Here is a 13,973-nt window from a genome sequence, read left to right on the forward strand (position 1 = left end):
CGGCCACCATGCCGTCCCCTACAGGGAGGCTTATGCGAGACACCAGGGGCGCTTAGCGCTCCGTAGAAAGGCTTGCCGTCGCACAAGGACGGCTGTCGGCCACTTTCTGTCGTTGGCCACCGTCGGCTCCCAGATCGACTAGCATCGACGACTGAATGCGGCGGACATTCCAGCGCCTTGGAGGACCTACACTGATGCGCGTAAAAGATGGGTGATAAGATGATTGAAAAGCTCTTGGATAAAAAGGCAGAAGCCATGCCTACAACGCGATGCGCTCTGTGCCTTAAACATCGCAAACTTTCCTGTTCTCACATTATTCCGAACGCCTATTTTCGATCGATGAAGCGCTCGTCAAATGGGAAGCTTGTCGCGATGGACACGGCTCCCAATACGTCGATAAGCCTCAGCCAGGACAGCCTTGCAGACTATCTTCTGTGCTCGGAATGCGAAGGCCACATCGGAAAGTGGGAGACACTTTGGATCCGCAAGCTACGTCAGGCCTCGAAGCGTTTCACCAAAGACATCGACGAAGTAGCGTTGTCCCCACTTGAGTACGAGACGTTTCGATGCTTCCTGCTGTCAATCATCTGGCGCGCGGCGGTCTGCTCTCGCGCTGAGTTTTCGTCCGTCAAATTCCCGGCCGATGTGCTTGAGCGCCTCAGGGATCATCTATATACCGGACAAGCTCCGGACGCAGCTTGGATTGGAAATCGGATCCGAAAGCTTGTCGACCCGTCCGAGCATCTTGAACACGGCACCCTGGAGAACTTCGCATTCACCCCAATACTTCTTTCATCGGGCGGCCTTAAAGGCTACCAATTGTTCTTCGGAGGCTACGTCGTCGACTTCATAACCTCGCCGGTGACGCGTAAAGTATCAAGAATGCGCGGTTTCGTGCGCGACGAGCCAAGCCTCACAATCCCTGCTGTCTCATTCCTGCAAGTGTCGAATTTCATGCGCATGGGGAGGCACATGGTAGACAAGCATGTCCGCGGAAAGGCGACCTTTGGCGGAAAGACCTAACTCGGGAACACGTGCCACAGAATGTCGAGCTCCCGGATCCGGGTGCGTACACCCTGCTGCGGACAGCACACTCGCTGAACGCCCGGTTTCGACTATGCTGGTTGACTATTTGAGCGGCTGCTGTGGGTCGGCAGCCGCCCTCAGCGAGGAACTGTTGCCGGCCAAGAGCAGACGGTGGCTGCGAGAAAAAGCGGACGCTCAACGTTTGACTTGAGCGGTGCCGCCAGGCATCCGTTTGAAGGACGGATTAGGCCGAACCTGAACTTTCCCCGACTCGACCCCTACAAGTACGTGATGTAGACCAGCTTCCGGCTTTGCTAGATAGCTTTGCGAGACCGCGTCATCGTTAAACATGAGTACTCGGTAAGTGGCGTCAGCTCCAGCGCACCTAAGCTTTTTCAGCGCAGACCCCTTCTTGATCTGAAAAAACGATGGGGCGACGTTGAACGCCTCACCAACCAGAGTTTGGCTCCCTTCTACGGCACGTATGTCGAACCCATTCTTGTCTTCGTTTCCGAACTCAACGGTGTACGAGGTGAACGGGAACAGAGCCCCTTTAAGTAGCGACGAAACGCCGCCCAAGATCACCAGGTCGGACATGATGCGATTCGCCGCTTCAAAAAGTGAGACACCCGGATAAGGGCCTCCAACAAGCTTCTCCCGCTTGAGTGCGGTGAAAAGGGAGACGCCCATCTTGCCTTGGATTGATTGGCCTATTGACGCAAGACTTTCATGGAAGTCCGTCGTGATTGCTTCGATGTTCTCGGCATTGAGAACCCTGACGATTTTCTGCATAGCGTGCATTTGTGCGGCCTAACGCTTAAATTTAGCCGCGAAGTGAAACGGCGTCCGTTTGGATGAATGGCGAGATTTGAAGCTCACGCACAATACGCAAAACACCTTGGAACAGGATTTCGCACTCACCATTCCCTTGCCCTGACCAGTACTTGTGCGCCCTCACCTCAATTTCATTAATATTTTCTAGCTTATTAGTGAGGTGCTCCTCGTATACCTTGTGAAGTTTACCTTCCAAGATTTCTACCTCCAGAACCCTCTTCTTACCAGTATGGGGAATTTTTTTAACCCAATATCTAGCAGATTCCTCTGAGTCACATAGCCATAAGCAGCTTGTCCTTGAGGGGCGCGCCGAATAATCTCTGGCTCTTAGGTTCTCGAAGGCAAGCTCGCGCAGCATTACGGCAACTGATTGAAAAATATCCTTCTCTGTAATTCCCAGCCCAGTTCTAGTAACTGAGTTCATCCAGGTGGTATAAATCGGATTTATCTTGTCCCCAACTGTGAATTCCTCCCCGATGCGAAATTCAGGCCATCCGGTACGATGTTGAGAGCCTGAGTCAATATGAAAGTAATTCATGGACACCAAACTTAATGTAGACTGAACCACTCCGCAGGCCATATCTGGCGCTTGTGGTATAAATTGGCACGAAAGAAACGCGGAAAGAGGCTTGTAGCCAAGTCTATAGCATGCATGCTTTATGACAATACAGTGCCAAATTTAGCCATAAAACCCACCACCCCTTCTGTGTTGCGCGCCACACGGTTGCTGGATCAGGCCCGTGAGCGAACTCGTTACAAGCACTATAGCCTGCGCTCCGAGCAGGCCTATGTGCAGTAGGTGCGCGCGTTTGTGAAATGGCACGTTCGGACGTGAGCACTACGATCATCTACGCCCATGTCCTGACGGTCGCTGCCGCAGCAACCTCCAGCCCGTTGGATGCCTTGGCCTTGAAGCTGGCTGAATGACGGCTGTGAAGCTTGTAGCTGCAAGGAGGTTCTGGGTCGGTAGCTGCCACATGAGAGCCCTTGCCAACCCGCGACGCCGGCACACATCGGCCCTGAGCGCTTGCGCCTCGGACGATAGCTCGCTCCTCAGCCTTGCTGGCCAAAAAAACTAAAGTACAGTGGCGCGTTTTCCGTACAGACGAAAGTACAGTGGCGCATCTCTCTAAAGATTGATGGCGCATGGCTTGATAGGACGTGAGAAATCAACGAGTTATCTGCGTGATGCGCTGCGTGTTCAGTGGCGTTCCGCAGCTGGCCACCGGCGAGGTGCGGCCTGCAGGCCCCAACAAAACGTGCGGCGAAAGGTCCGAGCTGAACCACCAGGCCGCCTTCCAGCCTGGTAGCTCTCGTTGCATCGAGGCCATGCCGCGCGCTGCGATTGAGCGCAGCAGCGCTGAGCCAAAGGTGCAGGGCGACTGCTCTAAGAGTGGCTAACACCACTTCGTCACAGGCCCCCGCAGAGCAGTTATGCTTGCGGCCCTCATGGCAAGACGACCCGTTAGCAAAGAACTGTGGCGACAGCTACAACCCCTGATCCCAGCCTTCGTGCCTTCTGCCAAAGGCGGTGCACGCAAGCTCGCAGTCAGCGATGAAGCTGCCCTCAACGGCATCTTGTTCGTGCTGCAAACAGGCATTCCATGGGAAGACCTTCCCCAATCCCTGGGCTACGGCAGCGGCATGACTTGCTGGCGGCGTCTGCGCGACTGGAATGCCGCTGGTGTCTGGGAGCGGCTGCACCAGGCCATGCTGACTCGCTTGCGTGAACATGACCAAATCGATTGGAGCCGGGCCAGCATTGATGGCTCCTCGGTACCAAGCCCCCGGGGGGCCAGGAAACGGGTCCAAACCCCACGGACAGAGGCAAGCTCGGCTCCAAGCGGCACATCGTCGTAGATGCCAGAGGCATCCCGCTGGTGATCTTGGTCAGCGGCGCGAACCGGCACGACTCCAAGATGTTCGAGAGGTGCGTGGACGCGATTCCTGCGATTGCTGGCCTGCCAGGACGTCCCCGTAGAAGACCGGCAAAGCTGCACGCCGACAAAGGCTACGACTTCAAGCGATGCCGAGCCTAAAGAGGACTCGATCGGGAAGCGACGCCTCGGCTGGTGACCCCTGCCGGGTCAAGGGGGCAAAGGCTCCCCTGTCTTGCTGCGATTACGGGTAAGTCCCTAGGCGTGATTGGGCTAGGTCGGGTGCCGATGAGGCGACGCCACGGACGAGGATCTATGCGGGTTTGGAGTTCAAGTGCTCGGGCGCCCTGGCTCTATGAGAGGTGGACATCGTTGGGAGCCTCGAATTCGGGCAGGAGTTACGCCCCCGAGCCTTCGCGGTCGCTACGCCACTCGCTACAGTGGTGCCTATGCGATTCAGCGAAGGAGATGGGCAGGATGACGATACGGTCTGACACCATTTGCGCTCAGGTTGAGACCACGTTGAGACAGACGTCGCACCGCTGCAGTGCTTCCAGATGTTTCCGCAGGCGATTGACTCTGGATGATGAGCGGCCTCTCGCCGGACAGCGGACTTGATAAGGCAGCGCTATATACTGACGGTACCTATCAGCGTCCTTTGTGTCGGACAGAGATCGACCCAGCGCAGTCTTCCCGGGAAACACCCTAAAAGTCGCCTGGCAGCTAGTCAGCGGCCATATTCGAGCAATTCGGTTATCCAAGCAGACCTCAGGCGGCAAATATAGCCTGGGGTCAGGTTTAGACTACATACGTAAAGCCATACACCTGCCCCAGCTATGCCTACAGAAATCGTACAACGCTCGTCTCCGAAAGAAATTTTGGACCCATTGCTACGGTACAGAGCTGAGCGCGGTCACGCCGGGCGGTCACTTGAGTTCGTTGCCGTGGACAATGGCATTGAAATGGGCATGCTTTCATATGAAGACCGAAGCGATACTGCTCTCGCCTTCATCTATGAGATTTTTGTACTGCCTCAGTTTAGACGAAGAGGCATAGCCAATATGCTGCTCTCACATGCAGAGGCATTTGCAGTTGGGCAGCACTGCCAGTTAGTGCGCTTAGAACCGCGCCCGCTCGACGAGACACCAGATATGAGTCAACTCGAAACATGGTATGTACGAGCAGGTTATTTGCGCAGCCCGGACTATCCTTCTCTCATGGAGAAGTCGTTGCCCATCCAGGCGCAGGCCTAAACCTTCATTGCATGGGACCGCCGTCGGCAGCTGCTACATAGAAGCGTTGAATTTCTGCTTTCTCTTGTGCACAACGGCTGCTTCTGGCCGACGAACAACGGCCCGTACCCCTCGCCGGCACGCCATGAACTGGACGCTCAGGGTGCCGCCCCCGAAGGTCGGCTCTGCAATCCAGCACTCACAAGTCCTAGCCCCAGTTTCGGCCACAAGCAGTCACTTGATCCTTGCCATCCTGTGTTCAGCGCCGGCAATGATCTTATTTTGGTCGCCTGAAAATCATTCTTCCGCTTGCTCACCATCATTTCTACGGTTAGAGTCTCTTTATACGAGCGAAAATCGCTTCCGTCTTTTCGTCATAACACAGTTACATTGTCTAGGTTATCATTGGATGAATATCGAGATATTTAAATTAGTCAATCCCACGGAAGAAAATAGATTCTGCGTATTTGACGCAGATCTCGAAAATGACGGCAGCGTCTTTTTTCACATGACGCTTGCAAAAAACATGCATTCCATCATTGAGGGTGGATTCAAGTCCGCCAAGGACCTAGGGACAGGTTCTCTGGAATCGGTTTCTTACGCAAAAACAAGCTCTGGGTGCTTTGCAAACCTAGTATTTGACAAAACAGAAGATTGGGTAGTTTTTGCGGTAAGGTTCACAACCGCGCAGCTTGACGATGTTTATTTGACGCAGTCTGAAATTCAGGTATACAGGAATAACATTCAACCCCAGATCATTGGTGTCGTGCACCTACCCAGGGGATTTCGATTACCGTAAATATAGCAGTCCACTTATGCCGACGCCCCTTTGCTGCTCGGTTTAATTCAGGCGTTAGTGAGGTCCGATCTTTAGTTTTTTCGGGGCGCGCCCACGCTGGCCACCGGCGAAGCGCGGCCTGCAGGAGCACGCAGAACTGCCGGCGAAAGGCTGGCGCTGGTCCACCATGCAGCCTTGCGGGCTGAGTCCTGATGTCGCATCGAGGGCGGGCCCTGGCCGTGGGGCTGAGCGCACCCAAGATCAGCCAGCCGTGCAGAGTGACTGCCCCAGATCAGGCGCGAACGAGGACCGAAGCCTCGGCTGATGACCTCTGTGGAGTCAGAGGGAGGGAAGCTCCGCCTTTGTGGCGCGATGACGGGCCAGTCCTAAACGGGAGCTTGACCAGGTCGGGGCCGGATGCGGGGCGGAGACTCTGGCGATGACCTATGAGGGGTGGTGTCGAGAGCTCGACCGCCCTGCCTCACTGCGCGATGAGAGGTGAGCATGGTTTGGATGGCTCAGATCGAGCCTGAGTGACGCGCTCCCGGGTACTTCGCGGCCACCATGCCGCTCGCAACATGGAGGCTTATGCGAGACACCGGGGGGCGCTTATCGCTCCGTGGAAAGGCTTGCCCTCGCGCAAGGACGGCTGTCGGCCAGGAGCAGTCATCGGAGGCGTCCTATAGGTGACGGCTTCAGGCGGCGAATTGTCGTTCACGCCCTGCGTGCCTAAGGACAGCTCCGATCCAGATCGAACATTCGACAACCTTTTGCTATCGACTCCCCAGTACAGAGATAGCGGAAACACGTACACGTGGCCAAATTCGGCGCCACAGTCAGCTTCGGAAGATCGAATATACAATTCGCATTGACGCGCGAAGCGATGTCTTTAACTACATCGAGATGCTCTACAGTTCTGAGCGCCGTTATTCATCGGCAGCCGGGCTATCACCTGAAGATTTCGAACGGCGGCATTCCCAACGACTCAACAATGTATAAAAATCCGGGGTGATTCACATTAACTCGGGAGCGTAACAACATGAGTTCACCACAAGACGCCCGCTACGCAGCACTCAAGGCAATACTCGACGAATGTCCAAACCTCAAATACAAGCCCGGCTCGCGCCAGAATCCGACGCTGGTGGACGGACTCTATTATGACCACAGCACCATCGGCGAATGGGTGCTTTCGTTCTACCGCAATGTCAAGACACAGGGTAACGACGTGGAGCTTGCCGTTGATCCTTACCGCCTGGGTTGGCCCAATGACGATTCACGCCCAGCCAGGCGCTGGCTGGAGCACCAGCGTGACCGGCTCCAGCGCCTCGAATCCGGCATCCATGCACATCAAGTACCCAATGCGATCCGGATCGGGCTGACCTACGACGGCGCCCTGGCATTTGCATCGGCGCTGCGCGCTGAACTGGCGAAGCCCAACGGCCGATGGGGCGCCACCCAACCCTCCGCGACAACAGCCAGCCAACACCCCGAGGCTCCAGCACCCCTTGAACAGACAGGCAAGGCACCAAGCGCCGGATCAGCGGCAGCTCGCGCCGCCGACGCCGGAGACAGCCATGCAGAAGCCGCTACCGAGCCGCCTTTCATCGCGATAGCCCGGCGCATGCTGATCACTACGAAGGCCACATGCGCCCAGTCGGGCAGTACCAGCACCGTGGTGGCCAAATCCAAGGAGCTGCGTTTTCGCGACGACAACCATTTCTTGGAAGAAGTCACAGCACTGCTGCAGCAGGCCGCCGGTCGTTGCGCTGTGTCCCAGGTGCTGCTCGATGACACCGGCACCCGCGCGGAATTCACTCCGTCTCTGGACCGCAAGGACTCCAACGGTCACTACGCGCCCGGCAATCTGCAGATTGTTGCTCGGTTCATCAACCGTTGGAAGAGCGACATGCCGGATGCGGAGTTCCGGCAGCTCCTCGCGGCCGTACGCGCCCCCTGATCCAGCTGGATTTTCCCGCCTTTGCATATGACAGCGCCGCAGTGGGTGTAAAGGCAAAGAGGCACAGTGAATGCACTACGCCGTTTTGCGCCTGACCAGGCTCGCATGGTTCGAAACTGCCAAGCGTATCCGCTATCATCAACTGCTTGTGTGCTTTCAGCCATGGCGCCACACCCGTGTATTCCATAAAGCCAGACAAGGACAATGATGCCGTCGATCGAGAAACTCGTGCTGGTGAATTTCAAGAAATTCGAACGACTAGAGCTCGATTTCTCACCAGATCTGAACTTGCTTATCGGCGACAACGAGGCCGGCAAAAGTTCCGTGTTGCTCGCACTGGAGTTCACCATGAGTGGGAGCCGCTCCAAGGTCGAGTCCGTCGGGATCGAAACCCTGCTCAACGCCAAAGCTGTGCAGGCGTACCAAGCAGGGACTAGGACAGTGGCGGACTTGCCGGAGCTTGTGGTCGAACTTTACCTGGCCGGCAAGGGCGTCCCTGGCCTCAATGGGAACAACAACTCCAAGAGGCGTGAATGCGATGGTCTGAAGATGGTCTACAAACCCATCGACGACTTCAGCAAGGATATCGCCGAAGCGCTTAAAGCAGATCCGACGAATTTCCCGTACGAATACTATGGTGTCCAATTCATGACTTTTGGCGGAGAAGCCTATTCCAGCGTCAAGCGCCATGTCCACCATCTGGCCATCGACAGCTCCCGCATCGACAGCGAATATGCGGCACGCGAGTACACCCGTACAGTCTTCACGCTGCATGCGGATGTCCGCGCCCGCAGTAGGTTGGAGAACGCCTACCGCCAGAACAAAGGCAGCTTTCGCGACGACCACCTCGCGGATTTGAACGGTGGCCTCGACGACTATCAGTTCGCCATACGGACCAGTACCAAGGCCAACCTGGAAACAGACTTGGTCATAACAGAGGACGGGATACCCATCGAGAACAAGGGCAAGGGCCACCAGTGCTTCGTCAAGACCGAGTTCGCACTGCGACGGCGCAAGGCAGAAGAGCGGCTGGATGTGATCCTGCTAGAAGAGCCTGAGAACCACCTCAGTCACACAGCGATGAACAAGCTCGTCGATCGCATCGCGGGTGCGGACAACAAGCAGCTCTTCATCGCCACCCACAGCAGCCTGATCTCCGCCCGCCTCAATCTGCAAAAGGCTATCCTACTCGGCGCGGCCGGCCAGAAGACCCGGCTGGATGGCCTGCCGGACGACACCGCCAAGTTCTTCATGAAGGCGCCGGACAACAACGTCCTAGAATTCGCTCTTTCTAAAAAGGTCATCCTGGTGGAGGGCGATGCCGAGTTCATCCTCATGGATGCCCTGTATCGCAAGCACACCGGCGCCAGTTTGCAGTCCAACCGCATACATGTCATTTCCGTGGGTGGCACCAGCTTTAAACGCTACCTGGATTTGGCCAAGCTGCTGAATGTCAAGGTCGCCGTCATCCGCGACAACGATGGCGACTACCAGCGCAACTGCGTGGACAACTACGCTGGCCATGCCATGCCCAACGCCAGGATATTTGCCGACAAGGACAACCTGCGTAAGACCTTCGAGATTTGCCTCTTCAACGACAACCAAGCCCTGTGCGAAGAGGCCCTCATCAAGCCGCGCATGACTCTTGAAGCCCTGCCCTATATGCTGGCCAACAAGGCCGATGCGGCTTTCGAACTCCTGCTCAAGAAGGAGAATGAGCTGATCGCTCCGTCGTATATCCAGGAGGCGATCCAATGGATAAGCGCGTAGTCTTTGCCGTGGCGGGGTCTGGCAAGACGACGCGACTGATCAACGAGCTCGACTTGCACAAGCGGGTTCTGCTGCTGACCTACACGGAGAACAACTGCGCAGAGATCCGGCGCAGGGTGATCCGGCGCTTTGGCCATGTCCCAGACAACGTCACGGTCAGCACATATTTCACCTTCCTCAATTCCTTCTGCTACCGGCCACTGCTGCTCGTAGACTTCAAGACCAAGGGCATCAGCTTCGAACGACCCAGTCCTTACTCATCCCGCCAGAAGACCAGCGCTCTCGCTCGGTATGTGAACGCGGGAGGACGCATATACCATTCCCGCATGGCCAGAGCCCTGGATGTCATGGGTTGTATGCCAGCGGTACTCCGACGCCTAGAACGTTACTACGACATGGTCTGCGTTGATGAGGTCCAGGATTTCGGCGGGCACGACTTCACCCTGCTGCTGCAAATCGCTAGGGCCAATGTACAGACCCTCTTCGTCGGCGACTTCTTCCAACACACCTACTCCACCAGCACGGACGGCAACGTCAAGCAAGGCCTCCACGATAGCTACGAACAATTCCAGCGCGAGCTACGGAGCGAGGGACTGATCATCGACACCCAAACACTGCAGAGGAGTCACCGCTGTAGTGCAACGGTCTGCGAGTTCATACGGGACCATATCGGGGTCGAGATCCACCCCGCTCAAGACCGGCAGTCGCGGGTTCAAGTCGTAGAGGACGCGCAGCAGGCCGCACAGATTTTCTGCCAGGAGGCCATGGTGAAGCTCTTCTATCAGGAACATTACGCATACCCCTGCTACGGGCAGACCTGGGGATCTTCCAAGGGCCAGGACCATTACCAGGATGTGTGTGTCGTTCTCAACTCAACCAGCTGGAAAAATTTTCAGGACCGCACATTGGGAACGAAGCTCGCGGCCATTTCTCGCAACAAACTCTATGTGGCCTGTTCACGGGCACGCGGCGATCTCTACCTTGTGCCAGAGGCGCTTTTCAAGGATTACAAGGCCAAGGCGCCCAGGGCACGTACTACCTCCAAAGCACCCGCAGCCCCCAAGGCTGTCAAAACGTCCGGGGCTAAAGCAGCGTAAGGCACACAGCTGGAACCATTTCAGGCCACGCACGCTGCCCCTCCCGCCCATCAGTCCGACTAGGCCAACGCATGGCCAAGCCTGCTCGCGCTGGGTATTAATGCGTCCAGTGACGATGTCCGCGAAAGGCGAGCCCTCCGACCTTCGCGCGACTAACCATTGCGGGGTCGGGCAGCCGGTTAAAGGCAGTCAGTGTGAGTTCCGCGAGTGACAGCGACTGGCAGCACTCGCTGCACAGCAGGCGTAGGGGGGCGACTCGATCGACCGCAACAGGTCGGTCACTGACGGCCAGTCACCGTCATACGCTCAGCCCGCAATACACTACGAATTTTGAGTTTTGCCTAAAAGCCAACCTAGCGATTTTCACTCCAATCTTTCCGGGGAAAGTTATTTTATAAGGAAATATGGTGTACCTGAATATCAATGAAACTGAATACGATAACCATATCTATCGAATTATTTCATACGAAAGATTTCTAGATTTGTTTAATACAAATAAGAATACATTGGTAAAGCCGAAAAGATGGGAAGACACCTTCGAAAACTTTGCGCTAAAATCAAAACTGATTTTTCCGAACGGCACCGAAATCGCTTTAGATACACATGAAAGGTTGTATGGTCAATGCTGGACTACCTCTAAGGCATCAGATGCGATGTGGCGAATTTACTCGCCTGATAAGAAAGGCGTCCGCATCAGAAGCACTATTGAAAAATTGTTATCTAGCTTAAGTCTAGCTAATGTTAATAATTCTATGACTCAAGAATGTATAGGCAAAGTAGAGTACATTTCAGAGGCTGAAATTATCAATAGAGCCAAGAGAGCTTTTGCTGTCAATGGCCAAATTACTTTTGGTAGTCTATTTAATTCTTTATTGGTCAAGCGAAAAGCATTTGAGCACGAAGCTGAAATTAGGATAATTCATCTGGATTGGGGCTATGATTTGCCAAAAAACGATATCCATCAATATGAGATTGATGCTCATGAATTAATAGATCAAGTGATGATAGATCCTCGCATTAGCCATGAAGAATTCCAAGATATAAAAAGTGAAATTAAACAAAAAACTGGATATCAAGGAGATATTAAAAGGTCGCTCTTATATCGTCTGCCAGAAACTTTAAATATTGAGTTCAACCAAAGCATAGGAAGTAAAATTACTCGAACACAGTAAAGCTGTGCTGGTACTTGAATTCTTAGCACGCTCCGAAATCAGTATTATGCAGGACGGCATTAATTCTAGTGCTTCACCCTTCTCAAAGGTTCTTCCGCTGGGATTGGACACTGCGGTGGCTGTACCAGTTTCAAGCTTTTTTGACCTCTGCAGTCCGTTTGGCGACCGCTAGAAGCTATGTCTTTGGTGTCATCTCGGGTGCATGACGATTTTTCATATCTCGTCGGTCTAACCTAGCGGTCAAGCGGATTGGCTTTCAGCCAGCCGCTACCTTACACATTCGTAGTTCGGTTGCCTGCTTTTGGCCTGCCGCTGCAGTTTGAAGATTTTTTAGATGCGATCAACAAAAATGGCGCCGACCACCCTCAATCAGGGAACTGTGCGCCATCAGGTCGTAGAAGTCGGATGGCTGAATTCTCCAGAATCCCGAAGGTATTGGGGACATAAAGGCTAGGCGCCGGGAACAAATATTCCCGATCAAACCCGTAGTAAATCGTCAGTAGAACCAGAAGACCTGCACAGGCATTTAGAACATTTTTAAGACTAGCCTCTGGAAAATGATCAGCTCTATGGTGCTTCACTTTATTATTTCCAGTCCACCAATCTGGAGGTGACTTTGGCTCCCTCCAATTTAACCAAGGCATGAAACTCATTCCGAATCTGGGCATTGCAACCGCAGCCTGAACAATGATTGGTGCAGCTTCACACAGTATAGCCTGATACTCATTTATAGAAGAGGCCTTATCTTTTGGGCAAATAATACTGCATATTGATTTTGCCAAAATATCCACCTCCGCCGCAGCAGTCATCAAAAGCCTGGCCAGCTCTATGGAGTAGGTCTTCTCATTTTCCTGAGAAAACTCGATCCAGCGCGACATCCTTAGCAGGTCGTCCTCTAGTGCCAGGAAATAACTCCAGTGGCTAGGTATTTTTGAGTATTGAATCGCCATTAAGATCCTGAAATAGTTGAACTAAAAAACCATGTCTCGCAAATGACGTATGAAGTTCTATTTAATCATTGGCCCACTGTTCATAATCTTCCCAGAGCCTCGACACCAGAACAAGAAGGTCTGGTCTTGACGGCTCCTGAACTTCATAAGTAGTCACCTCGGAATGTACTTTCTTGACCAACTTCCACCGGAACCTAGATGGACAGTTCAAACCAGACCGTAAGAAAAAAAAGTCCACTGCCTCAGTGCATTCTTGTACTAGCTTCCAGTCAATTGGTACGGAGAGAGTCGAAATCGCATTCTCGGAGAATTCATCGTAATCCTCTGAACCAAACAACAGAAAATTAATATCACCTCCTGCTCGCTTCAACTTCTTCAAATAGCCAGTTGTAGGCTCAGTTTTCCCCGCCTCATAGGAAACCTGCGTACCACGGGTTACTCCTGTCAGCTTCGCCAATTCAACTTGCTTTAGGCCTAAACGCTCACGCTCAGTACGTAGCCTCAAAGCCAGGTCATCTTGAACAATTGGGACTGTATGCATAAAAGAGATAAATATTTGAAGAACACTAAAGCCTAGAAGTTGGGTCGGTGTTCCTGGGTGCGGGGTTGAGCATACAGGCAAGTACGGGCCACCTCGGAAGCACTGCTCAGTGATCGCTGATCTCGGTCGCCCCGGCACAGCAACAATACAGGCGAGGCGTTGGCAACCCGCGATGCCGCCACACACCGGCCCTGAGCGCTTGCGCCTCGGCCGATAGCTCACTCCTCAGCCTTGCTGGCCAAAAAAACTAAAGTACGGTGGCGCGTTTTCCGTACAGACGAAAGTACAGTGGCGCATCTCTCTAAAGATCGATGGCGCATGGCTTACGAGGACGTGAGAAATCAACGGCTTATCTGCGTGACGTGCTGCGTGTTCAGTGGCGTTCCGCAGCTGCTGCGGAACGCCACTACACATTAGTTTTTCCGCCACTGATCTTTAGTTTTTTCGGGGCGTGCCCCCGCTGGCCACCGGCGAAGCGCGGCCTGCAGGAGCACACAGAACTGCCGGCGAAAGGCTGGCGCTGGACCACCATGCAGCCTTGCGGGCTGTGTCCTGACGTCGCATCGAGGGCGGGCCTGGCCGTGGGGCTGAACGCGCCCAAGATCAGCCAGCCGTGCAGAGTGACTGTCCTAGATCAGGCGCGAACGAGGCCGAAGCCTCGGCTGGTGACTTCTGTGGAGTCAGAGGCAGGGAAGCTCCGCTTTCGTGGCGCGATGACGGGGGAGCATGACCAGGTCGG

General features: G+C 54.3%; 11 protein-coding genes and 3 pseudogenes. 10 read left to right on the forward strand and 4 right to left on the reverse strand.

The window, feature by feature from the left end; all coding sequences use genetic code 11:
- Window positions 1-219: 219 nt before the first annotated feature.
- Window positions 220-1,023, forward strand: a complete 804-nt coding sequence (locus KDK82_RS31225; RefSeq protein WP_143343592.1) for a hypothetical protein — start codon at window positions 220-222, stop codon at window positions 1,021-1,023.
- A gap of 198 nt (window positions 1,024-1,221) precedes the next feature.
- On the opposite strand, the gene KDK82_RS31230 is transcribed toward KDK82_RS31225, so the two are convergent.
- A complete protein-coding gene (locus KDK82_RS31230) occupies window positions 1,222-1,818 on the reverse strand; it encodes a hypothetical protein (protein WP_088167204.1) in 597 nt (198 codons plus the stop codon).
- A gap of 31 nt (window positions 1,819-1,849) precedes the next feature.
- Window positions 1,850-2,398, reverse strand: a complete 549-nt coding sequence (locus tag KDK82_RS31235) for a DUF2441 domain-containing protein (RefSeq protein WP_179218026.1) — start codon at window positions 2,396-2,398, stop codon at window positions 1,850-1,852.
- A 147-nt stretch (window positions 2,399-2,545) separates the two neighbouring features.
- Between KDK82_RS31235 and KDK82_RS33340 the strand changes: the two are divergent.
- From KDK82_RS33340 to KDK82_RS31275, 9 genes and pseudogenes are all read left to right on the forward strand, one after another.
- A pseudogene (locus KDK82_RS33340) lies at window positions 2,546-2,656 on the forward strand (integrase); the annotation flags it as partial.
- Window positions 2,657-3,309: 653 nt separating this feature from the next.
- Window positions 3,310-3,893 (forward strand): annotated as a pseudogene (locus KDK82_RS31250) (IS5 family transposase); the annotation flags it as partial.
- Window positions 3,894-4,573: 680 nt separating this feature from the next.
- On the forward strand, window positions 4,574-4,990 hold the full coding sequence (locus KDK82_RS31255; protein ID WP_088167166.1) for a GNAT family N-acetyltransferase: 417 nt from the start codon (window positions 4,574-4,576) through the stop codon (window positions 4,988-4,990).
- Between the two features lie 388 nt (window positions 4,991-5,378).
- The gene (locus KDK82_RS32530) at window positions 5,379-5,768 is read left to right on the forward strand and encodes a hypothetical protein (protein ID WP_143343593.1); all 390 of its coding nucleotides are present in this window, start codon (window positions 5,379-5,381) and stop codon (window positions 5,766-5,768) included.
- A 798-nt stretch (window positions 5,769-6,566) separates the two neighbouring features.
- Window positions 6,567-6,746, forward strand: a pseudogene (locus tag KDK82_RS33345) (IS3 family transposase); the annotation flags it as partial.
- Between the two features lie 40 nt (window positions 6,747-6,786).
- Window positions 6,787-7,704, forward strand: a complete 918-nt coding sequence (locus KDK82_RS32535) for a hypothetical protein (RefSeq protein WP_143343594.1) — start codon at window positions 6,787-6,789, stop codon at window positions 7,702-7,704.
- Window positions 7,705-7,911: 207 nt separating this feature from the next.
- Window positions 7,912-9,474: an ATP-dependent endonuclease gene (locus KDK82_RS31265; RefSeq protein ID WP_088167205.1), complete on the forward strand. Its 1,563-nt coding sequence runs from the start codon at window positions 7,912-7,914 to the stop codon at window positions 9,472-9,474.
- Window positions 9,459-10,571 (forward strand): AAA family ATPase, encoded by a 1,113-nt coding sequence (locus KDK82_RS31270; RefSeq protein WP_088167168.1) that lies wholly within the window; start codon window positions 9,459-9,461, stop codon window positions 10,569-10,571. Before KDK82_RS31265 ends, KDK82_RS31270 begins: the two co-directional genes overlap by 16 nt.
- A gap of 407 nt (window positions 10,572-10,978) precedes the next feature.
- On the forward strand, window positions 10,979-11,743 hold the full coding sequence (locus KDK82_RS31275; protein ID WP_088167206.1) for a DUF2971 domain-containing protein: 765 nt from the start codon (window positions 10,979-10,981) through the stop codon (window positions 11,741-11,743).
- 365 nt (window positions 11,744-12,108) lie between these two features.
- On the opposite strand, the gene KDK82_RS32540 is transcribed toward KDK82_RS31275, so the two are convergent.
- Both KDK82_RS32540 and KDK82_RS33515 read right to left on the reverse strand, forming a co-directional pair.
- Window positions 12,109-12,693, reverse strand: a complete 585-nt coding sequence (locus KDK82_RS32540; RefSeq protein WP_143343595.1) for a hypothetical protein — start codon at window positions 12,691-12,693, stop codon at window positions 12,109-12,111.
- 61 nt (window positions 12,694-12,754) lie between these two features.
- Window positions 12,755-13,234 (reverse strand): helix-turn-helix domain-containing protein, encoded by a 480-nt coding sequence (locus KDK82_RS33515; RefSeq protein ID WP_088167169.1) that lies wholly within the window; start codon window positions 13,232-13,234, stop codon window positions 12,755-12,757.
- Window positions 13,235-13,973 lie beyond the last annotated feature (739 nt).

It is taken from the genome of Delftia sp. K82 (genome assembly GCF_002193035.1).
GTDB classification, from domain to species: domain Bacteria; phylum Pseudomonadota; class Gammaproteobacteria; order Burkholderiales; family Burkholderiaceae_C; genus Comamonas; species Comamonas acidovorans.